Here is a 21,978-nt window from a genome sequence, read left to right as displayed (position 1 = left end):
ATTTTTGTTAAGCTACGTTTTAATGACAAATGTTAAGGCTTCAAAACGAATGGCTCTATCAAGCCTGACAGGGAGGGTGGGAAGATGCCTTCGATATGAACCCCGTCGTCTTCTGTTTTCTGTTCACGGATACCGCCACTGCTGTGCAGTTTCGAAATAACATCGTAGCGTTCGTGAGGAATGACGAGTAGGGTGGACTTGTACTTGGCGTTCAGGTGGTGAGCTATGGTCGCCTTGAGCTCGGGAATGCCTTCGCCAGTGCTGGCGCTGAGGTAGAGCGCGTCTTTGTGGGTGAACAGGAAACGTTCTTTGTCGCTCTGGTTTTCGAGGGCGTCGATCTTGTTAAAGACAACGAGCATCGGATTCTTGTCGGCTTCAATTTCCTTAAGCACTTCCATCGTGGTTTCGAAGTGCTTTTCGGCGTCAGGATTGGTGACGTCGACCACGTGTATCAGTAAATCGGCTACGACCGCTTCTTCGAGAGTTGCCTTGAATGCCTCTACGAGTCGGTGGGGAAGGCGGCGAACAAAACCCACTGTATCGGTGACGAGCACATGCTGGCTGTTGTCTAGCTCAAGACGTCGAGTGGTGGGATCGAGAGTGGCGAAAAGTTTGTCCTCGGCCAGCACGTCGGAGTCGGTCAGAGTGTTGAGCAAAGACGACTTTCCGGCGTTGGTGTAGCCAACGATGGCTACCGTGGGGACAGGCTTGCGCAAACGCTTAGCACGTTGCACGTGACGGTGCTGGATGACTTCCTTGAGCTCCTTTTTGGTGAGAGCGATGCGGTCGCGAACCATGCGGGAGTCGGCCTCGAGCTGGGTTTCGCCTTGGCCGCGAGCACCGGTGCCGCCGCCTCGTTGACGAGACAAGTGAGTCCAAGCGCGACGGAGTCGTGGGAGCGAGTACTCCATGCGGGCGAGTGCGACTTGGAGCGCTGCCTCTTTAGTGTGGGCTCTCTCGGAAAAAATATCGATGATGATCTCCTGTCGGTCGATAACAGCGATCTTGGATTCCTCCTCCCAATTTCGTTGCTGGGCGGGGGATAGCTCGTCATCGAAAATGATTACGTCAGCTTCGAGTTCCTTTGCATGAGCGATGAGCTCTTGAACCTTGCCGGTTCCGAGCAGGAAAGCAGGGTGCGGTTTGCGCAGTTTTACAACCACGCGATCGACCATCGGGATGTCGAGGTTGGCGGTGAGCTCCTGGAGCTCGTCGAGCAAGTGCTCGGCTTCCTCGCTCGACATCTTGGAGTCTTGGATGCCGACGAGTAGGGCACGCTGGACTTTTTTTCTGTTATCTTCGAGATCAAACATACGTTTTGGGTTCCGGGTGACGGGTGTCAGGTCCCGGGGAAGGTAGGAGCGAGCTTGCTCGTGATTGGGTGTTGATTTCGCGAGCAAGCTCGCTCCTCCAGGTAAAGAAAAGCCCTGCCTCCGAGTGTCGGAAGCAGGGCTGAGTAATTAGTTATCGGATACGATGATCACTTACTTGGCACGCTTCGCTTCGATGGCTGCTTGAGCAGCTGCAAGGCGAGCAACAGGAACGCGGAATGGCGAACACGATACATAAGTGAGGCCAGCGTTGTGGCAGAACTTAACGGATGCTGGATCGCCGCCGTGTTCACCACAGATACCGAGCTTCATGCCAGGACGAGTCTTGCGGCCCTTTTCGATAGCAGTCGTAACCAGCTGGCCAACGCCAGTTTGGTCGATCGATGCGAATGGGTTGGCCTTGAGGATCTCAACTTCCAGGTACTTGCCGAGGAAGGAACCGGTGTCGTCACGAGACATGCCGAGGCAGGTCTGGGTGAGGTCGTTGGTTCCGAAGGAGAAGAACTCAGCTGTTTCAGCGATCTCATCAGCTGTGAGGGCACCGCGTGGGACTTCGATCATTGTACCAACGGTGTAGGAGAGCTTTACGCCCTTTGCTGCTTCAACTTCCTTAGCGACGCGATGAACGATCTCGGTTTGGATATCGAGTTCCTTCTTGAAACCAACGAGTGGGATCATGACTTCTGGCTGTGCTGGGATCTTCTTCTTCACGCACTGGGCAGCGGCTTCGAAGATGGCGCGAGCCTGCATCTCTGCGATTTCTGGGTAGCTGATCGCGAGACGGCAGCCACGGAAACCAAGCATTGGGTTGAACTCGTGGAGGTCCGCGACGCGCTGCATGATCTTCTCGACCTTGATGCCGAGGGTGCGAGCGAGGTCCATCTGCTGTTCCTTGCTGTGAGGAAGGAACTCGTGGAGAGGTGGGTCCAGGAGGCGGATGGTGGCGGGCAGACCCTGGAGAGCCTTGAAGATGCCGAAGAAGTCCTTGCGCTGGTAAGGTAGGAGCTTCTTGAGCGCTTTCTGGCGACCTTCGAGAGAGTCGGCGAGGATCATTTCGCGCATAGCGTCGATACGGTCGCCCTCGAAGAACATGTGCTCGGTACGAGTGAGTCCGATGCCTTCCGCGCCGAATGCGATCGCGTTCTTGGTTTGCTCAGGCGTATCCGCATTGGTGCGAACCTGGAGGCGAGTTGCCTTAGCGCACCATTTCATGAGCTGGACGTAGTCTTGGTACTTCTGAGTCTTTTGAGCGGTTTTCTTGCCGTTGATGAGACCGTCGATGATTTCAGAAGGAGCAGCCTTGATTTCGCCTGCGAAGACTTGGCCAGTGGTACCGTCGATGGAGAGGAAATCACCTTCCTTGAACTTGTTTTTTCCAACGGTGAGGGTCTTCTTGTCGTAGTCGATCTGAAGTTCAGCCGCGCCACAAACGCAAACCTTACCCATTTGGCGAGCAACGAGAGCTGCGTGGGAAGAAACGCCACCGCGAGCAGTGAGGATGCCTTCCGCCGCGATCATACCGCGAAGGTCTTCTGGGGATGTTTCAACGCGAGTGAGGAGAACCTTCTCGCCGCGAGCTTCCGCCTCAACGGCGCGTTCTGCGTTGAAGTAGATCTTACCGGATGCTGCGCCTGGACCTGCTGGGAGGCCAGTTGCGAGTACCTTTGCCTTCTTGACCTCAGCAAGGTCGAAGATTGGAGCGAGGAGCTGGTCGAGCTGGTCAGCTGGGTTGCGGAGGACCGCTGTTTCCCAGTTGATGAGACGCTCCTTAACCATGTCGATGGAGAACTTGAGAGCGGCAGCGGCGGTGCGCTTACCGTTACGAGTCTGCAGCATGTAGAGCTTGCCTTCCTGGATGGTGAACTCGACGTCCTGTACATCTTTGAAGTGCTTCTCGAGCTTTTTGCGAACCTTGAGGAGCTCGGCGTAAGACTTTGGCATTACGTCCTTGAGCTTTATAACAGGCTCTGGAGTACGCACTCCGGCAACAACGTCTTCACCCTGGGCGTTCACGAGGAACTCGCCGTAGAATTCGTTTTCGCCGTTAGCTGGGTTACGCGTGAAGGCAACGCCGGAACCGGAAGTGGTGCCAGTATTTCCGAATACCATGGCCTGAACGTTGACAGCAGTACCCCACTCAGCGGGGATGCCGTACTTCTGGCGGTAGACGATAGCGCGGTCGTTCATCCAAGAACCGAATACAGCGCCGGCTGCTCCGCGGAGCTGATCCCAAGGGTCTTCTGGGAATCCCTTGCCGGTGCGGTCCTTGACGAGCTGCTTGAAGCGCTTGACGAGCTCCATCTGGTCTTCCGCTGTGAGTTCGGAGTCGATGATGTCCTTGCCGTAACGCTCGTGCTTGAGGTGTTCGATAACTGCTTCGAATGGCTCGACGTCTTCGTTTGGTCCTGCTTGGACACCGAGAACAACGTCTCCGTACATCTGGATGAAGCGGCGGTAGCAATCCCAAGCGAAACGTGGGTTGTCAGTTGCCTTCGTGAGGGCGTCGACTGCTGCGTCGTTGAGGCCGAGGTTGAGGATCGTGTCCATCATGCCTGGCATAGAATCACGAGCGCCGGAACGAACTGCTACGAGAAGCGGCATGCCATCGGTCGCGCCGAACTTTGTGCCCATTTCCTTTTCCATCTTAGCGACGGCAGCTTCCATTTCCGCTTGGAGGGAATCTGGGTAGGTGCGGCCGTTGTCGTAGAAGTAAGTGCAAAGCTCTGTACTGATAGTGAAGCCCGGAGGAACTGGGAGGCCGATGTTGGCCATCTCAGCGAGGTTCGCACCCTTACCGCCGAGGAGGTTTCTCATAGTAGCGTCGCCGTCAGTCTTTTGACCGAACGAGTAAACGTACTTTACGTTCTTCTTTGCCGCTGCTTTACGAGGAGCCTTCTTAGCTGCCTTTTTTGCGGGCTTACGTACAGCCTTCTTGGCTGCTGTTGCGCGTTTCGCTGTGGTTTTGGATGCCATACTTCGATAGCTTGGGTTATGCGATGTTGTTGAGTGAAAGACGCGGAGTTGCCTCTTCCCAGTTTCGAAAAGGGGTTCCTCATAGTGATGCTACTGCGGGTGTCAACGGGAATGCTGCTGAGGCACTCCCTTGCGCAGGACGGCAAGTCGGCGCGATTTGCGATTGCCCGACGCCTTTCAGTCGCGCAATAAGGTCCGCTTTCAAGCGAATGCTATGAGCGATATCGTCCCCAAAGATCCAGAAGAAGAACCAGAAGAGGAAGACCACGACTGGGCGGATGACCCAAAGAAAATGGGGTTCCTCGACCACGTGGAGGAGTTGCGTTGGACTCTCATCAAGCCTCTAGCTGTTTTCTTCATAGCATTCGTGGTGACGATCGTCTTCATCCAGCACGTGAAGGACGTGCTGATGTATCCGTTGGACATGCACTATTCCGAGGCCCAGCTGGATGTTTTCAATGGCTTGGCCACTCGCAACCCGACCGGCGTATTCACAGCCATGTTACATATTGGCTTGTTGACGGGAATCACCGTCGCCTCCCCAGTGTTTCTTTTCTACATCGGGCGCTTCCTGTCACCCGCTTTGACGAAGAAGGAGAAAAAGTTGCTTTTACCGGGCTGCTTCAGCGCTTTTTTGCTTTTCATGATGGGGTGTTCGTTTGCCTTCTTCCTTCTTTTGCCGAAGGCGATCGACGTGACTATGGCGTTCAACAAGATGATGGGATTCCAAATCATCTGGTCGCCGGACAGTTATTTCGGGTTCATCACTTGGATTGTGATCGGGATGGGCGTTTCGTTCCAGTTTCCCTTAATCGCGGTGGTTCTCGTCTACCTCGATGTCATTAGCTTGGAGAAGCTGCGCTCGCTCAGGCGCGTTTTCATCATATCCTTTTTCATCGTGTCCGCAATTCTAACACCGCCGGATCCCGTGACCCAGATCATGATGGCCGTGCCGATGATGGTGCTTTATGAGGTGGCTTTGCTGGCAGCGGGGATCTTGCTACGCAAGAAAGCGAAGCGTGAAGCGGAAGAGGGTTGGTAGGCACCGCCCGGCCTCTGGCGAAAGCTGATGTCCCTCAAGCTCACTCCTAATGTACGAGAAACAAATAGGCTCACCTGCCTGATTACATGAAGGTGAGCCTAGATTTTGAAAAAGCTATCTTTGATTCTTAGCTGAGTATCCAACCTTCCGGATACTCTTTCTTAAGGTACTGGTTTGCATCCGGAACGTTGGTAATCTTCATCGCTTTAGCATCGTACTCGATACGACGCTGGGCGCGCATGGCGACGTTTCCGAGCAGCGCCATTTCGGTAAGTCCGGAGGCGTATTCGAAGTTTGAGCACGGGGTCAATTCGCCGCGAATTCCGTCCGTCCAATTCTTTTGGTGGGAACCTTTGACGCGCGGAATGGTGCGCGGTGGGAGGCTGGGCTTTAGTTCTTCGAATTTCGAATCCGGATAGATTCGCACGTTTTGTCCGTAGGTGTCCGAGTACAGATACGCCTCCGAACCGATGATGATGGTTCCTCCGCCTTTGTCGTCGTACACAGAAGGATCGAGACCCTTTGGTATTGGCGGTAGAAGCCCGCCTTCGAACCATTTGTAAGTGACCGGAGCGAACTTGCCTCGTTGTGGGAACTCGAAGGTGACCACGGCAGAAGATGGGGCGCTGTAGTCGTTGAAGCTCGTGGTGATCGCTTCGATCGCTGTGGGCATCCCGAGGTCGAGCCCCCAGTAGGCGACGTCCATGATATGGCAGGCCATGTCGCCGACGGCGCCGCAACCGTAGTCCCACATGCCTCGCCAGTTAAAGGGGCAGATTGATGGGTCGTAGGCGCGACGCGGCGCGATCCCCTGCCATACGTCCCAATTCAAGGTATCGGGTTTGACGGGGATCATCTTGGAGTGATCGGGTTCTGAGATACCCTGCGGCCAGATGGGGCGATTTGTCCAAGAGATGATTTCTTTGACTTCGCCGATCACGCCGGCCTGCAGCCATTCGCGTGCGAGACGCTGGCCAGCGTTGGAATGGCCTTGGTTGCCCATCTGGGTGACGAGTCCTGTTTTGCGGGCTGCTTCGTCGATCCAGCGGGCTTCTTGAACCGTGTGGACTAGAGGCTTTTCGCAGTAAACGTGGATTCCGAGATTCAAAGCACTGCGAGCGATCGGGTAGTGCATGTGGTCTGGCGTCGAGATGACCACACCGTCGATCTTGTCGGCCATTTCTTCAAACATCTTGCGGTAGTCAGTATACCACTTGGCTCCATTGGCTTTCACTTCCTCGAGCACCTCTCCGAAGATTGGTGGCGTCCACTTATTCGTAATCGTGCGCTCGACGCTCGCCATATCGACGTCGCAGAGGGCGACTATGTTTTCGTCGCGTAAAGGAACGATGGAGGAAGCGCCTTTTCCGCCTACTCCGACGAACGCGAGGTTCAGTTTTCCATTGGGAGATCCTGCTTTTTTTGTCTTGCCGATGGCGAAGTGTGGGATGGCGAATAGGCCAGCTGCTGAAGTTGCTCCTTTGACGAAGCTGCGACGGTTCATTCCAGAGAGATCCACTAGAGTTTTTTGGGTTGGGGTTCGTTTAGTCCTGCGTGCGGTAATAGTCTATACCGCAGCAGACATGCTAAGGAATGATGGCTAGCGCCAACTCGCTAGCGAATCAACCCGTTAAGTTGACCCTACCCCTCATACTAAAGAAGGGTCCTCCAAATCTAAGTTTTGTCGGCCTCCCTTGCTCTAGCGCTTAAAGTTCCCGTAAGGTTTGGGTGAGAATATCGGTCGCTTGATCGATGGCGCCTTGCTGGTGAGCAGTGGAAATGAAGTTCGCTTCGTACTTGGAGGGTGGTAAGTAGACGCCTTTATCGAGGCAACGATGAAAGTACTTGTTGAAGCGTTCCGTATCGGTCGCTATGGCGTCGTCCAAGTTTGCGACGGTTTTTTCGCTGAAGTAGACGCAGAACATGGAACCGACCTGGGGAACTTGTACCGGCATGCCCAGCTCCTTCGCTGTATCGGCGATGGCGGTGGCGATTTGCTTACCCATCTTTTCGAGTGAGGCATATGCGTCGGTCTCCAGCAGGAGCTTCAATGAGGAGATGCCTGCTGCCATGGCGAGCGGATTGCCGCTTAAGGTTCCTGCTTGGTAGACAGGGCCGAGTGGAGCGAGGTAGTCCATGATCTCAGCCTTGCCGCCGAGAGCGCCCACGGGGAGGCCACCGCCGATTATTTTGCCGAGTGCGGTCAGGTCAGGCGTGATGCCGACGTGCTCCTGTACTCCTCCCGCGGATACGCGGAATCCGGTCATTACCTCGTCGAAAATGAGCACGCTGCCATATTTTGTACACAGGTTGCGTAGACCTTGAAGGTAGCCGCTCTCCGGGAAAATGAGTCCCACGTTGGCAGGAAAAGGTTCAAGAATGATGCCGGCAATTTGTTCGCCGTAGTTGGCGAAGGCTTCTTCGACTTTGGAGAGGTCGTTGAAGGGCAGGACTATGGTTTCTTTGGCGAGGCTTTCTGGAATACCGGCGGAGTCAGGCTTGCCGAGGGTGAGAGCTCCGGAACCGGCGGCTATCAGAAGGCTGTCGACGTGTCCGTGGTAACACCCTGCGAACTTGATGATCTTGTCCCGCTTGGTGTAGCCGCGAGCGAGGCGAATTGCAGTCATGGTTGCCTCTGTACCCGAATTTACCATACGTACTTTCTCAACGGAAGGAACCATCTTGGCGATGAGTTCCGCCATCTCGACTTCGTAGGGATTGGGTGTTCCGAAGCTTGTGCCCTTGAAGAGCGCGTCGGAAATCGCTTCGCGGATGATCGGGTTGTTGTGACCGTGAATAGCAGGACCCCAGGTACAAACGAAGTCGATCAGCTCTTGGTTGTCAGCTGTAGTTAGAGTAGCTCCGTGAGCCTTCTTAGTGAAGAAAGGGGCTCCACCGACGGAACGGAAGGCGCGGACTGGGGAATTGACGCCACCGGGGATGAGTTCTTGGGCGCGGGTGAAGAGATCGGAAGAGACAGTCATGACGGAATTATTAAAGTTTGTAGGAAATACGCTACGAGACGTAGCGCTGAACGATGGGGATGCGGCGGCCGACGCCGAAGGCGAGCGGGGTGAGTTTGAGTCCGGGAGCAGCTTGCTTGCGCTTGTATTCGTTGAGGTCGACTTTGCGTATCATGTCTTTCACTACAGTTTCGTCGTAGCCTTGCTCGATCAGCTCTTTGGTAGACATGCCTTTCTCGACGTAGCCTTCGAGAATACCGTCGAGGATGTCGTAGGGTGGTAGGCTATCTTCGTCTTTTTGGTCCGGACGAAGCTCAGCGCTAGGAGGTTTTTCGATTGTGTTGACGGGAATCGTGGGCCGGTCGCGATTCATGTGTCGTGAAAGTTCGAATACCTTGGTTTTGGGTAAATCGCTGATAACTGCCAAGCCACCGCACATGTCGCCGTAGAGCGTGCAGTAGCCGACTGCGAGTTCGGACTTGTTGCCTGTGGTGAGTAGCAAGGCCCCGAGCTTGTTGGAAAGGGCCATGAGGAGCAGTCCGCGGGCGCGGGCTTGTATGTTCTCTTCAGTCACGTCTCGTCCGTAGCCGGCAGTTAGCGGGGCGAGCGTTTCCTCGGATGCGGAAACGATATCGGCAATAGCTACCGTATGGAAGGCGATGCCGAGGTTGTCTGCCAAGTCTTTGGCGTCGCTTTTAGAGTGGTCGCTCGAAATGGCGGAAGGAAGGCTGACTCCGGTGACGTTTTCCGGGCCGAGGGCTTGAGCGGCGATGGCGGCGACGACGGCAGAGTCGATGCCACCCGAAAGGCCGATAAGCGCTTTCTTGAAACCTGACTTGTGCACGTAGTCGCGCAGACCGAGGACGAGCGCTTGCTCGATGTTGTGGAGGAGCCCTTGGCGGAAGGAGCCGGCTATCTTCGCCTCGGACGCTGCTAGGTCGACCACAGCTTCGTCAGATGTGAAGGCGGAGAGGCCTGCTACGATGTTGCCTTGGGAGTCGGAGACCATGCTGCGACCGTCGAAGATGAGCTCGTCGTTTCCACCGACCGCGTTGACATAAACGGTTGGGCAACCGCAGGCTTTGGAGGCAGCCGAGACGAGGCCTTCGCGTTGTTCACCTTTTCCCCCCCAATGCCAAGGACTGGCGGAGAGGTTGAGGTGCAGGTCGAGGTTCTTTTCCTTTAAGTACTCGACGGGTGCATGCGGGTAGCGTTCGCGAGACACGTCCGTGTTTCCCCATATGTCTTCGCATATTGTTACGCCGACGCGCTTGCCCTGCCATTCGAAGACGAGAGGTAGGTCTGCGGGCTCGAAGTAGCGATCCTCGTCAAAGACGTCGTAGGTGGGGAGGAGGCTTTTGTGGCTGACTTGCTTGATCTCGCCGTCGAGGCAGAAAGCGGCGGCGTTGAAGAAGTCGCGGCCAGATTTTGAGGGGTTCTGATCTACGAAGCCGATGACCGCAGGAACGGTTCCAATATGGTTAGCGATGGTGTTAAGGCTCTCCAGCTGGTCGGGCACGAAGCGGCGCTTGAAGAGTAGGTCTCGAGGCGGGTAGCCGCAAACTGCGAGTTCGGGAAACACCACGAGCTCAGCTCCTTGCGAGACGAGCGATTGGTAGGCGTCGAGAATGAGCTTCTGGTTTCCGGCGAGGTCGCCGACGGTAGTGTTTATTTGCGCGAGTCCGATCTTCATGGGTGCAAGGCGAGAGACTTCAACAGACGCGAGCGAAAGGGCAAGCGCGGCGTCGCGTTTTTAGGGGTTGCCATGGCGGATGCGGGGACTTTGCGTGGGAGGTATGTCGACACAACAAGTCATCAGCTTCAACTACACCTTGCGCAACAAGGCCGGCGAGGTCTTGGATCAGTCTCCGAAGGGACGTCCTCTCGAGTTTCTATCCGGCGTGGGCCAGATCATCGAAGGCCTGGAAGAAAATCTCCTGCAAATGGACGAAGGTAAGAGCGATGAAGTGATCGTGCGTCCGGAAAAGGGCTACGGCTTCCGCGACGAGTCCCAGATCGACACGATCAACATTTCTCAACTGCCGGTAGACCAAGTGAAGGTGGGCGACTATTTCCAAGCTGGTCAGGATCGCCATTCCCCGATTGTTCGCGTGGTCAAGGTCGAAGGCGACCAGGTGACCCTCGATGCCAACCACCCACTAGCTGGTGAAGACCTCGTGTTTTCGGTAGACTTGGTAGCTAAGCGGGAGGCAACTGAAGAAGAGTTATCTCACGGTCACGTACACAGCTCCGGCGGATGCTGTGGCGGCGGTGGGGGCGGCGGCTGCGGGTGCAGCAGCGAGGAGCCGGCTCAGGAAGTGGCGGCTGAAGAAGGCGGTTGTTGCGGCGGCGGTGGACACGAACACGCCCATGATCACGGGCATGGAGGTTGCGGCTGCAATCATTAGGCGAGTCACCTAATTTCGATTTCAAAAAAGGACCGCCTCTTCGGCGGTCCTTTCTATTTATAGAAGACTAAGATCGCCTACTTGAAGTCGATCAACTCGACATCGAAGACGAGGATTGAGTTCGGCGGTATGACAGGCGGGCTGCCGCGGAGCCCGTAGGCGATTTGAGCGGGCAGGATGAGTTTGCGCTTTTCGCCTTTCTTCATGCCTAGGAAGGCTTCGTCCCAGCCTTTGATGACTCGACCCTGGCCGACCGGAAATTGGAAAGGTGAGCCACGTTTGACTGAGCTGTCGAAAACTTCGCCGTTGAGGAGTGTGCCATGGTAGTGGGCGGTGACCATTTGGCCTTTTTCAGGTGTTTCTCCTTCGCCCTCCTTTTCTACGATATAATGGAGTCCGCTCTCAGTCGATTGGGCGGATGGGTAGAGCTTTGCTATCTCCTCGACCTGGAAGCCGTGGGACAGGGTGGGCTCCTGCGTTTCGAGGTAACGAACGCGTTCTTCGAGATCGGCGACCTGTTTATCGTTTTTGCTGCAGCCCGCCAGTAGGGCGAGCACGGCCGCGGCGGCTGCAAAAGTGAGTTTTGAACGAATCTTCATTTGATTTTCAGGGTTCTGGGACTTTGAAATGAAAACGTATCCGAAGTCCTCGGACACGCTCAAGTCCTATGTCTCTTTTCCCATTCGCCAAGTTCCATCGAGATTCCATTCCGCTCAAGCGGAAGGACGTCGTATTCAGAAACCATCCGAATGCGAAGCGCTACCTCGCGAGGGTCGACAAGGAGGGGAATATCGTGCTGACAGTTCCACGTACAGGGACGCAAAGAGATGCATTGGCTTTCGCCAACGAGAATCGAGAATGGCTTGAGGGACAGAGGACGCTGGCACTGGAGCAACTGGAGGAAGCCAAGCGAAATCAGGGCCTAAGACCGGGAGAGTTGATTTGGTTCCGTGGCAAGCGGGTTCCGTTAACTGTCGAGAAAGATATTGGCCGACCGGTACTTCGTTTCGCGGACGAACGCGTATTCATCGCGGATGAAGACATGGACCTTTCGCGGCCGCTGAAGGCTCACCTAAGCGAAATGGCGAAAGTCGAGTTTCCGAAGCGAGCCTACCGTCTCGCCGAAAGGGTTGGTGAGACGGTCACGAAGGTCGTCGTACGGGACCAAAAAACGCGCTGGGGATCTTGTTCAACGAGCGGAACCATTTCCTTGAACTGGCGCCTGCTCTTAGCCTCTGAGTCGACGCGAGACTATGTGATCATCCACGAACTGATGCACATGAAGCGCTTCGACCATTCAGCGAAGTTCTGGGCATTGGTCGCGAAAGCCTGCCCTGCTTACCAAGAGCATGAGGCTTGGCTAAAAGCGCACCAAGATGAGCTCAATTGGTGAGGCTTCCTGCGATGATAGGTGGCTCGCAGGTCTTCGCTCGTATCCCCTCGTTCGGTTTTCTAGAGGTCGATGCGGGTGATCGTTCCGGCCAGCATGTCGGGAAGCAGAATCATGCTCTCTTCTTCGTTTAGATAAAAGTCGGCCGCGGATTGGAGTCCTTCGATGAGGACGGTGACATCCTTGGTTGATCCGTCGATCTTCCAGACTTTTGCGAACTTCCAGCTAGAAACGTAGTAGTTGCCTTTGGAGTCTTGTTCGACGGCGTCGGCACCGCGGAATCCATCAGCTATGACATGCAAGTGGTCACCGTGGGCTTCCAAGAAATTGCCCCGGAAAAAAGCGCCGATCAATAGTTGCCCGTCCTTGCCGAAGCCCACGCCGTTAGGGCAGGGCATAAGGTCATTTGCATCGACGGCGATTTCTATCCCCGAGCTCGACAGGTCTATTTTGAATACGCGGCCGATGACGGGAATATTCTTCGCTTGCTCGCTATCGAAGGGCCAGAAGCCGTCAGGGCCGAACATCTTGTCGTTGGCCCCCATGTCCGTGATGTAAAGAGAACTTCCGTCAGGCGAAATCGCGGCATCGTTGAGATAGCTGATAGCCACTGGGAAGTCTGCTTCGCCGACGAGTTCGCTCTTTTCTCCGCTAGCGTCTATCTTCCAGACCCTTCGCAAATCCGTCGCATATAAGTGAGTACCGTCAAATGCGATCCCCTTTGGTTCGTCCATTCCCTCGGCGAACTTCGATATTTCTCCGTTTTGAATGCGAGCAATGTATGCGTCGCCTGGCTCTTTTTCACCCATGACCGTTACGAAGTAATCTCCATCGAAGCCTTTGGTGATACTTTCCGGACGAGTGCCTATTGCTAAGGTTCCAGGAAATTGAGTGGATTTGCTGTTGGGGCTGCAAGCGCACAAGAAGACCAAGGAGATCGTAATTATGAGGGAAGGCGTGGAAGGTAAGATCATGGTGGCGTTACAATTGGGGTGTAGGAAGGGTGATTCCCGGGCTGATACGCTTCAGAAAGCGTGTGAATCGATCCAACTGCGAAAAGCAGGAACTATCGAACCAAGAAACGCTGCTTACTTCCGAACTGTTTGGACACAGAAAAGCTCCGTTGTCGGCGAGTTGTTTGGAGCCGAAGAACGGAGCTGTCCGTTTGTAATACAGGTATGACGTATCGACAGGGTCGATACAGAAAGGTCTTAAATCATGCAGGTCGTTTCGCAGTCGGTTGCGAGCATCAGGTACTCGTCTAAGCTGACCATTGATTCCGATACGACGCGAGGCATGTAGTCGCCGCGGATGAGCCGCTTCTTCGCGTGCAAAATGATATCTAGGACAGGGTCCATACCGATGTGCGCGTAGCGAGGATCATCCAACTGAACCTTAATATAGGTTTCTAGATCTCTCAGCGTAAGTTGCGTGTCGATGCACAGTGTCATGATATCTCCTTGTCGTTTGTTGTGTGGGAAACTCTGTCGGTTTCGTTACGAAGAGTATCGTCCAAGTTGGCCAATTTGTTAAGTGCGAGGACAACGAAATAAGAGCGAAGTTCGATTTGTATCCAATTTTTTGATCTTTCCTTACAAGGCTTTTACGAACGAAGCGCCAGTGGAGGATTCATCTAGTTCCACTTGTTAAACGAATGTGAAGGAAAGTATGTATTTGCCGATCTAGGTATTCTTGAACCGTGTGGCTGCTTTCTCGAGCGTTTCGTTCACGAATTCCTGATCCTAGCCGATACTGATCGCTAGATATCCTCACGAATGCGCATGATTGACAAGTCCTACCACATCACACCGCTGGAAATGAAGGCGGCGATCCTGAAAATCCCTGCTTCCCCCGAAATTTTTATGAAGTTGGGGCGCATGCTAAAAGATAAGGATTCGGAGATGGCAGATGTTATACGTCTGGTTGAAATGGATCCGTCCTTAGTAGCCCGTGTTTTTAGGCTTTGCAACACCCCCTATTTCAACACGGGTGAACCGATTGGTACTCTCGAAGTCGGGATCAATCGAATCGGTTTTCAGGAACTCCATCGTATTGTGGGGGTTGCTTCGATCGCGGGCGTTTTCAAGTTCTGGAATCTCGCATATAAGATTTCCGGCGACGCGATTTGGCATAATGCCTTGGCTGTCGGTATTGCCATGGAGCAATTGGCTGCAGCGAATGGCGAAGACCGAGCCGACGCTTACACGGCGGGCTTGCTCAAGTCACTCGGTAAACTCGTTATCGACAATTGTGCGAAGAGCCACTCCAAGCCTCCGATCTACGACCACGAAGCGGACCTGCCGCTATTGATGTGGGAGCAGGATATTTTTGGGGCGACGAATTCTCAAATGGTTGAGCATGTAATGGAGTCCTGGGGATTTTCGGAGCGTTTGCTCGTCGGGATCCGCTACCACTACCAACCGGATCTGGCGCCAGATGTGAATCGCTATGCGTACATGCTGAACTTGGCCGGAGGTATGGCAGAGAAGATAGGCAAGCCACTGCCAGGCGAAAGCAGCTATTGGAACGACGAAGAGGAAAGTTTGGACGCTGCTGGTGTGAGTCGTGGCCAATTGAAGACCGCCACCGGCGCTTCGTCCGAGAAGCTCAAACATTTACTCAAGGCTATGGGCGAGTAGCTTGGACCGTAGCCGCGGTGCTACAGCCCGCGACCACGAAGGCTGGATCTTAAAATGTGGCCGCGATCTAAGGCTCCGCGCTACCGGACTAAAGTTCTGTGCTAAAGAAGGTGCGGACGGTTTTGACTGCGTATTTGGTGAGCATGTTTCCTTTGCTCGCGCGACCTTTGACCGTTAATTCGCCGAGATCGAAATCGAATTCTTTCACGCGGGCGCTGCAGCTTGGCGTGAGGCGAACCTTTATGGGCTTCGTCTTACCGTCGGGGTTGGCTTTGAAGTAGTGGACCTTGGAGCCTTTTGTTCCCTTGGTGAGATCGTACTCCTTGTCGCGGGTGACGGCGTTGACCATGAAGCGCTTCACGTACGAAGCCCCGCGAGGGCCGTCGCGATAGACCATGTCGTAGATCGTTTCTTCGTCGCCCTTCTTCCAGAGGTCGACGTGTACGATGTCCTTGCCCATGAAAACCTTGTCGGCGGCACGGGAGACGCGAAAGGTTCCGTCGGAACAGAAGGCGATGAGCTCGTCGAACTGGGATGCTTCGCAGAGGAATTCGTCTTTCTTGAGGGAGAAGCCGATGAAGCCGTCCTCGCGGTTGACGTAGAGCTTTTGCGTGGGCAGGGAAACTTCTGCGGCTTTGATTGTCTCGAAACTTTCAATACGGGTGCGGCGTTCGCGGCCTTTGCCGTACTTTTCCTTGAGCTCTTCGAAGTAGGCCGTGGCGTATTTGGTAAGCGACTTGAGGTTGCGTTTGGTCGCGCGCATCTCCTTCTCGGTCTTCTTGATTTCGGCGTCGGCCTTGAAGGAGTTGAACTTGGAAATGCGCTTGATGCGGATTTCCGTAAGGCGGGTGACGTCGTCGTCGGTGACTTCGCGTTTGAGCTGAGGCTTGAAGGGGTCGAGTCCGAGATGGATCTCGGAAATGACGGCGTCCCAAGTCTCGCATTCTTCGATCCGGCGATAGATGCGTTCCTCGATGAAGATACGCTCGAGGGAGTCGAAGTGCCATTTCTCTTCGAGTTCGGCGAGCCTGATCTCGAGCTCGCGCTTGAGTAGGGCCTTTACGTTATCGGCGCTGCGACGAAGAATTTCGCTGACGCCGATGAATTGCGGCGTATCATCTTGAATGATACAGGCATTTGGGGCGATCGATACTTGGCAGTCGGTGAAGAGATAGAGAGCGTCGATAGCGTCGTCCGCTTCGGTACCGGGCGGCAGAGTGATGATGATCTCGGCCTTGTCGGAGGTGTTGTCCTCGATCTTCTTGATCTTGATCTTGCCCTTGGAGTTGGCGGAGAGGATCGAGTCGATCAGAGAGCCGGTCGTGCAGCCGAAGGGAACCTCGCGAATCGCGAGTTGGTACTTAGATTGCTTTTCGAAGACAGCGCGGACGAGGACTCTTCCGCCGCGAAGGCCGTCGTTGTAATTGGAGAAATCTGCTATTCCGCCGGTTTCGAAATCTGGATACAATTCGAATTCATCGCCGTTTAGGTGGTAGATGGCGGCGTCGATGATCTCGTTGAAGTTGTGGGGAAGGATCTTGCAAGCGAGGCCGACAGCGATGCCTTCGGCTCCTTCGGAGAGAAGGAGAGGGAACTTAACGGGAAGGTTGATGGGCTCTTTGTTGCGGCCGTCGTAAGACTGCTGCCATTTGGTTGTCTTGGGATTGAAGACGACGTCCCGAGCGAAAGGTGAAAGGCGGGCTTCGATGTAACGAGCCGCGGCAGCGCCGTCGCCGGTGAGCGTATTTCCCCAGTTTCCTTGGGTGTCGATGAGCAGGTTGCGCTGGCCCATGCCTACCATGGCCGAATAGATGGAGGCGTCGCCGTGCGGGTGGTAGCGCATGGAGTGGCCTACCACGTTGGCGACCTTGTTATAGCGTCCGTCATCGAGCTCCCGAAGCGAGTGCATGATACGTCGCTGCACGGGTTTGAGTCCGTCGAGCAAGGCGGGTACGGCGCGGTCGAGGATAACGTAGGAGGCGTATTCGAGGAACCAGTTCTGGTAGGAAGTGGCCAGCGGGGCTTTAGCGTTGCCGGATTTTTCTTCGGCTTCTGCGGGGACGAGCTCGGTGGAGGAGGGCTCGTCTTCTGGCTCGTTGTCGAAATCTAGTTGGTCTTGGGTGTCGTCGGACATTTGGGAGGGAAAATGGCTGGTGGTTCGTATCGCGTGCCAAGCACGCTCCCACGGAAATTAGCTGGCTTCTTCGTCGATGACGTCCTTCTCGATGTGAAGGTTGCCGATGATGAACTCTTGGCGGTCGGGAGTGTTCTTGCCCATGTAGAAGGAGAGCAGCTCGTCGATGTTGTGGAGGTGGGCCATGGTGACCGGCTCGAGTTTAATGTCGGGGCCGATAAAGGTGGCGAACTCGTCTGGCGAGGCTTCGCCGAGTCCCTTGAATCGAGTGATTTCTGCGGCTTTGCCGAGGTTCTTGAGGGCCTGCTCCTTCTCTCTTTCGTTGTAGCAGTAGAGAGTCTTCTTCTTATTGCGGACGCGGAAGAGGGGAGTCTGCAATATATAGAGGTGGCCGAGGCGGACGAGGTCGGGGAAAAACTGCAGGAAGAAGGTGAGCAGCAGCATGCGGATATGCATGCCGTCGACGTCGGCGTCGGTGGCGATTACGACCTTGTTGTAGCGGAGCGTATCGAGCCCGTCTTCGATATCGAGCGCGGATTGAAGGCAGTTGAACTCGTCGTTTTGATAGACGATTTTCTTGCTGAGTCCGAAGGCGTTGAGCGGCTTTCCCTTCAGGGAGAAAACGGCTTGGGTATTGACATCGCGGGTCTTGGTGATGGATCCGCCTGCGGAATCACCCTCAACGATGAAGAGGGTGGATTCGTCGGCTTGCTTGTGCTTTGTGCCTAGGTGGACGCGGCAGTCGCGCAGCTTCTTGTTGTGCAGATTGACCTTCTTGGCCTTTTCCCGTGCGAGCTTGCGGATGCCGGAGAGTTCCTTGCGCTCCTTTTCGGAAGCCACGATCTTTTGCTGGATCGCCTTGGCAGTTTCTGGGTAACGGTGCAGGTGGTCGTCGAGCTCTTTCTTGATGAAGGTGTTGACGAAATTGCGGATGGACTGGCCCTTGGGGGCGACGTTTTGGGAGCCGAGTTTGGTTTTGGTCTGAGACTCGAAGACGGGTTCCTGGATGCGTACCGAAATCGCGGATACGATGGAAGTGCGTATGTCGGCGGGATCGTAGTTCTTATTGAAAAATTCGCGGATGGTTTTGACGATTGCCTCACGGAAGGCGGCTAGGTGGGTGCCGCCCATGGTGGTGTGCTGGCCGTTAACGAAAGAGAAGTAATCCTCCCCATAGTGCGTGCCGTGGGTGATGGCGACTTCGATGTCGTCGCCTTTGAGGTGGATAATCGGGTAGAGGATGTCGCCGGAAAGGTTGTCCTGCAGGAGGTCCTTGAGACCGTTTTCCGACTTGAAGGTTTCACCATTGAGGCTGAGGACGAGGCCCGTGTTCAGGTAGGCGTAGTTCCAGAGCATGACCTCGACGAACTCGAGACGGTACTTGTAGTTCTTGAAAATGGTACGGTCCGGGATGAATTCGACGAAGGTGCCGTTCTTTTCTTCGGTCTTGAGCTGGCGGCTTTCGTTGGTGAGCTCGCCGGTTTCGAAGGTGGCCTTCTTGGTTTTGCCTTCGCGGTAGGCAGATGCGATGAAGGATTCGGAGAGGAAGTTGACGGCTTTGGTGCCGACGCCGTTGAGTCCGACCGACTTTTGGAAGGTCTCGCTGTCGTACTTGGCTCCGGTGTTGATCTCGGAAACACAGGCTACGACCTTGCCGAGGGGGATGCCGCGACCGAAGTCCCGCACTGTAACGGTGTCGCCCTGTATGGTGATGTCGATACGCTTGCCGTGTCCGGAAGTGTGCTCGTCGATCGAGTTGTCGATGATCTCTTTGATCAAGACGTAAATGCCGTCGTCTGGGGAAGAGCCGTCGCCGAGCTTGCCGATATACATGCCTGGACGGAGGCGGATGTGTTCGCGGGGGCTAAGGGACTTGATGCTCGACTCGGTGTAGTTCGATTCTGCCATCGCGGCAGATAGGAACGAGAGGCTAGGGTGAGTTCAAGCGCGAAGTCCGAGATTTTTACGGAGAGCCAAGTGGCGGCTCAAGGTGGCTCCCTAGCTCTTGAGACGCTTCACCATGGGGATTTCGTGCTCTTCGTTTTCGTCGATCGAGCAGCTTGAACCGGCGTCGAATTGGAAGCCTTGGCTGAGGTAAAAGCCGACTGCTGAACCGGTTGGCTCGGTGGAAACAAAGAGTTGCTTGGCGCCGGCGGCCTTGGCGGAATCTTCGAGTTCGAAATAAAGGGAGCGGGCTATACCGCTGAGACGGTACTCAGCGCTCACGTACATGGCGATGATTTGGTCGACCCCATCGCGGATCCCGTGCTTGATCATTGCGATGCCGGTGAGGGTCTCCCCGTCGAAGGCTCCGAAGGCGTCCGCGTTGCCTTTCAGCTCGTCCTTCCACCAGTTGAGAAGGTTTTTCCAGAAGGCAGGATCGGAAGAAACCTCCACAGAATCGTCGTAAGCTTCGAGTTCGTCGCCGGAAGGGCGGTACATCTTGTCGACGCTTTCAGATCGGTCGATTTGATAGACCTGTTCGAGGTCGCTGCTCGAGAGTTTCGTGATTTCGATTTCGAACATATCGGGATTCCGGCACACAAGATGCAGCTCGGACAGTGCTTGCAAGAAGATTAACCTGACGGTAACGCAGCCCTATGATTCTTCCCGTAGAAGACGAATTTAGTGATGTTTTAAGCAAGGCCCAGAAGGGCCAAGGCGCCAGCACTGAGGATCTGGCGGCTCGATCGGGTGTGGACGAAAACGAGGTCCGCTCCGCTCGCAGAGGCGAATTTGACGCTGCCGTGGCCGAAGCTCTTGGCAAGGAATTAGGCTTGAACGTGCCGGCTCTTCTCCAGCTCGGAAAAGGCGAATGGCGTCCGAACGATATCCCGGAGATTGAGGGCTTTGGCATGGCCTGTAGCCCGTTCTATGACTGGCAGGTGAACGCTTTTGCGGTTTGGGATGCAAAGAGCCGCAAAGCGATCGCTTTCGATACGGGAACGACCGCGTCGCCCTTGATCGAGCTCCTTGAGGGCAAAGGGCTCGAGCTTGACACGCTGATTTTAACACATGCTCATTGGGACCATTTCGACGGAGCTCCGGACTTGGTCAAGCGTTGGCCCGAGGCCAGCGTTTTGCTCGGTGAAAAGGATGGAAAAGTCTCGGTCCCGACGCAGCCGATGCATGAAGGAGTTCGATTGGAGCTGGGCGATATAGAGGTGCTCGGCTTCGATACGCCGGGGCACACCGAGGGCGGCATGAGCTTCTTGGTGAAGGGGCTCGCTCGTGAAATTGCCATCGTGGGCGATGCTCTGTTCGCCGGATCGATGGGCGGGGCTAACGTTTCTTACGACGACGGTCTGGTCTCGTTGCGCCGCATTTTGGACTTGGACGTACAGACGGTGCTGGCCCCAGGACACGGCCCGCTAACCACTGTGGCTGAGGAGCGGAAGATGAATTGCTTCTACGTCGGTTAGACCGGATCTGCTTGGCGCTTCGTCCTTGCCTTGGAAAAGGTGCGAAACCTAGATACGCGGATGTCAGACGCAAAGCGTACTCCTCTATACGATTTTAACGTCGCTCATGGCGGGCGCATGGTCGATTTCGCGGGTTGGGAAATGCCGGTGCAGTACGCTAGCATCGTGGAAGAGCACAAGGCGACTCGGGCTGCTGCTGGCTTGTTCGACGTCAGCCATATGGGAGAAGCGACATTAGAAGGTCCGGACGCGGAGTCGTTTCTCAACTCCGTTTTGACCAACGACGTATCCGGGATGGATGACGGGAAAGCGCTCTACAGCTTGATGTGTCATCCAAACGGTGGAGTGGTAGATGACTTGCTTGTCTATCGAAAAAGGGAGGGCTCTTACCTACTCTGTCTCAATGCTTCCAACGTGGACAAGGATATAGCTTGGCTCGAGACGGAATCGAAAGGCTTCGATGTCAGTTTGGTAGACGTTTCTGACAGCTACGCTCTTCTCGCTCTGCAAGGGCCAAAGTCGTTCCAAATCCTCGGAGCAATCAGCTCCGTAGACCTCTCCGGGCTCGATTACTACCGTTTCGTGGAAGGTGAAATAGCCGGTGTAGCGTGCATCATCAGCCGCACCGGCTATACTGGTGAGGTGGGCGTCGAGCTTTTCGTAGCGTCGGAGCGTGGAGAGGAATTGGCCGAAACCCTGCTCGAAGCGGGCTTACCTCATGGGCTCGTATTAGCGGGATTGGGAGCGCGCGACAGTTTGCGGCTCGAGGCGGGGTATTCACTATATGGGCACGAGATTGACGACGTCGTTGGTCCAGTCGAAGCTAACTTGATGTGGACGGTGAGTCTCAAGAAAGAGGGAGATTTCATCGGGAAGGCTGCGATCCTATCAAAAAAACAAAACGGTCCGGAGAAGAAGATCGTCTTCTTCAAGACCGGAGGGCGTCGCATCGCTCGACCCGGTACCGACATCGTCATAAGCGGGCAAAAAGTTGGGACAGTGGTGTCTGGAACTTTCTCCCCGATTCTTAACGAGGCGATCGGTGCTGCTTTGGTTGACGCGAGCGCGGCCAAGTCGGATGAGCTAGCGGTCGAATTGCGCGGCAAGTCGTACCCCGTCGCACGGACGCGTCCCCCGTTTTTGCCTCTCAATCCCCAAGCCTGATTTCCTGGATTTGGAACTTGTCGGCATGCAAATCGCGGTCGATGATCCGCCATTCCATACTATTTCTCCTCTAAGCATTAAGAAAGAACTTCGATCCGAAAATGAGTATTCCCGCAGACCTCAAGTACACAAAAGACCATGAATGGCTGAAGCTCCTCGATGGAGACGAAGCTCTGATCGGTATTACCGATTTTGCCCAGAACAGCCTAGGAGACATCACCTTTGTCGAAGTACCTGAGGTTGGCGATAGTTTCGATGCAGGGGACAGTTTCGGAGTAGTGGAGTCCGTGAAGGCAGCATCCGACCTCTACATGCCAGTTGATGCGGAGGTAGTCGAAGTGAACGAAGCTCTCGAGGATTCTCCCGAAAGTGTGAACACCTCGCCCTACGACGAAGGATGGATAATGAAGATCAAAGTCAAGGATCCTGCCTCCCTCTCCGAGTTGCTCGACGCTGCGGCCTACGAAGAGATCGCAAAAGACTAGGATTGTCTTTCAACCATTTAAAGGAAA

The 21,978-nt window shown here is 54.9% G+C and carries 18 protein-coding genes; 7 read left to right on the top strand and 11 right to left on the bottom strand.

The features are described 5' to 3' along the window. Positions 1–32: 32 nt before the first annotated feature. Both hflX and ppdK read right to left on the bottom strand, forming a co-directional pair. Entirely contained in the window at positions 33–1,313 is a 1,281-nt protein-coding gene (hflX, locus tag QEH53_RS02945) for a GTPase HflX (RefSeq protein WP_309021631.1), read from the bottom strand. A 171-nt stretch (positions 1,314–1,484) separates the two neighbouring features. Beyond that, positions 1,485–4,304, bottom strand: coding sequence for a pyruvate, phosphate dikinase (gene ppdK / locus QEH53_RS02940; RefSeq protein WP_309021630.1), 2,820 nt, complete (start codon positions 4,302–4,304; stop codon positions 1,485–1,487). 214 nt (positions 4,305–4,518) lie between these two features. On the opposite strand from ppdK, the gene tatC reads away from it, so the two are divergent. Next, positions 4,519–5,346 carry a twin-arginine translocase subunit TatC gene (gene tatC, locus QEH53_RS02935; RefSeq protein WP_309021629.1) on the top strand — a complete coding sequence of 276 codons (828 nt, stop codon included), beginning with the start codon at positions 4,519–4,521 and terminating at the stop codon, positions 5,344–5,346. Between the two features lie 127 nt (positions 5,347–5,473). Here the strand turns inward: tatC and QEH53_RS02930 are convergent, their stop codons facing one another. From QEH53_RS02930 to QEH53_RS02920, 3 genes are all read right to left on the bottom strand, one after another. After that, entirely contained in the window at positions 5,474–6,865 is a 1,392-nt protein-coding gene (locus tag QEH53_RS02930; RefSeq protein WP_309021628.1) for a Gfo/Idh/MocA family oxidoreductase, read from the bottom strand. A 187-nt stretch (positions 6,866–7,052) separates the two neighbouring features. Further along, positions 7,053–8,330, bottom strand: a complete 1,278-nt coding sequence (gene hemL / locus QEH53_RS02925) for a glutamate-1-semialdehyde 2,1-aminomutase (RefSeq protein ID WP_309021627.1) — start codon at positions 8,328–8,330, stop codon at positions 7,053–7,055. A gap of 31 nt (positions 8,331–8,361) precedes the next feature. Further along, the gene (locus QEH53_RS02920) at positions 8,362–10,002 is read right to left on the bottom strand and encodes an NAD+ synthase (RefSeq protein WP_309021626.1); all 1,641 of its coding nucleotides are present in this window, start codon (positions 10,000–10,002) and stop codon (positions 8,362–8,364) included. Between the two features lie 103 nt (positions 10,003–10,105). On the opposite strand from QEH53_RS02920, the gene QEH53_RS02915 reads away from it, so the two are divergent. Continuing rightward, complete coding sequence (locus QEH53_RS02915) at positions 10,106–10,717, top strand: peptidylprolyl isomerase (protein ID WP_309021625.1); 612 nt, start codon at positions 10,106–10,108, stop codon at positions 10,715–10,717. Between the two features lie 77 nt (positions 10,718–10,794). Here the strand turns inward: QEH53_RS02915 and QEH53_RS02910 are convergent, their stop codons facing one another. After that, positions 10,795–11,316 carry an FKBP-type peptidyl-prolyl cis-trans isomerase gene (locus QEH53_RS02910; protein ID WP_309021624.1) on the bottom strand — a complete coding sequence of 174 codons (522 nt, stop codon included), beginning with the start codon at positions 11,314–11,316 and terminating at the stop codon, positions 10,795–10,797. Positions 11,317–11,384: 68 nt separating this feature from the next. Between QEH53_RS02910 and QEH53_RS02905 the strand changes: the two genes are divergently transcribed. Continuing rightward, positions 11,385–12,110: a SprT family zinc-dependent metalloprotease gene (locus tag QEH53_RS02905; protein ID WP_309021623.1), complete on the top strand. Its 726-nt coding sequence runs from the start codon at positions 11,385–11,387 to the stop codon at positions 12,108–12,110. Positions 12,111–12,169: 59 nt separating this feature from the next. Here the strand turns inward: QEH53_RS02905 and QEH53_RS02900 are convergent, their stop codons facing one another. Continuing rightward, on the bottom strand, positions 12,170–13,081 hold the full coding sequence (locus QEH53_RS02900) for a hypothetical protein (protein ID WP_309021622.1): 912 nt from the start codon (positions 13,079–13,081) through the stop codon (positions 12,170–12,172). Positions 13,082–13,318: 237 nt separating this feature from the next. After that, complete coding sequence (locus QEH53_RS02895) at positions 13,319–13,558, bottom strand: hypothetical protein (RefSeq protein ID WP_309021621.1); 240 nt, start codon at positions 13,556–13,558, stop codon at positions 13,319–13,321. A 330-nt stretch (positions 13,559–13,888) separates the two neighbouring features. Here QEH53_RS02895 and QEH53_RS02890 point away from each other — a divergent pair, with 330 nt between their 5' ends. Beyond that, positions 13,889–14,746: an HDOD domain-containing protein gene (locus tag QEH53_RS02890; protein ID WP_309021620.1), complete on the top strand. Its 858-nt coding sequence runs from the start codon at positions 13,889–13,891 to the stop codon at positions 14,744–14,746. An 88-nt stretch (positions 14,747–14,834) separates the two neighbouring features. Here the strand turns inward: QEH53_RS02890 and QEH53_RS02885 are convergent, their stop codons facing one another. The 3 genes from QEH53_RS02885 to QEH53_RS02875 all read right to left on the bottom strand — a co-directional run bounded on the left by QEH53_RS02885 (position 14,835) and on the right by QEH53_RS02875 (position 19,406). Then, positions 14,835–16,880: a DNA gyrase/topoisomerase IV subunit A gene (locus QEH53_RS02885; protein WP_309021618.1), complete on the bottom strand. Its 2,046-nt coding sequence runs from the start codon at positions 16,878–16,880 to the stop codon at positions 14,835–14,837. A 57-nt stretch (positions 16,881–16,937) separates the two neighbouring features. Further along, complete coding sequence (locus tag QEH53_RS02880; protein ID WP_309021617.1) at positions 16,938–18,788, bottom strand: DNA topoisomerase IV subunit B; 1,851 nt, start codon at positions 18,786–18,788, stop codon at positions 16,938–16,940. Between the two features lie 90 nt (positions 18,789–18,878). Beyond that, positions 18,879–19,406: a GNAT family N-acetyltransferase gene (locus tag QEH53_RS02875; protein ID WP_309021616.1), complete on the bottom strand. Its 528-nt coding sequence runs from the start codon at positions 19,404–19,406 to the stop codon at positions 18,879–18,881. Positions 19,407–19,480: 74 nt separating this feature from the next. Here QEH53_RS02875 and QEH53_RS02870 point away from each other — a divergent pair, with 74 nt between their 5' ends. The 3 genes from QEH53_RS02870 to gcvH all read left to right on the top strand — a co-directional run bounded on the left by QEH53_RS02870 (position 19,481) and on the right by gcvH (position 21,951). After that, complete coding sequence (locus QEH53_RS02870; RefSeq protein WP_309021615.1) at positions 19,481–20,302, top strand: MBL fold metallo-hydrolase; 822 nt, start codon at positions 19,481–19,483, stop codon at positions 20,300–20,302. A gap of 60 nt (positions 20,303–20,362) precedes the next feature. Next, positions 20,363–21,466 carry a glycine cleavage system aminomethyltransferase GcvT gene (gene gcvT, locus QEH53_RS02865; protein WP_309021614.1) on the top strand — a complete coding sequence of 368 codons (1,104 nt, stop codon included), beginning with the start codon at positions 20,363–20,365 and terminating at the stop codon, positions 21,464–21,466. A 101-nt stretch (positions 21,467–21,567) separates the two neighbouring features. Further along, a complete protein-coding gene (gene gcvH / locus QEH53_RS02860) occupies positions 21,568–21,951 on the top strand; it encodes a glycine cleavage system protein GcvH (protein WP_309021613.1) in 384 nt (127 codons plus the stop codon). The last annotated feature ends 27 nt before the right edge of the window (positions 21,952–21,978 follow it).

It is taken from the genome of Pelagicoccus sp. SDUM812002 (genome assembly GCF_031127835.1).
In the GTDB taxonomy this organism is placed as follows: domain Bacteria; phylum Verrucomicrobiota; class Verrucomicrobiia; order Opitutales; family Opitutaceae; genus Pelagicoccus.
Note: the sequence above shows the minus strand (reverse complement) of the source record. Positions and strands in the feature narration are given on the sequence as shown.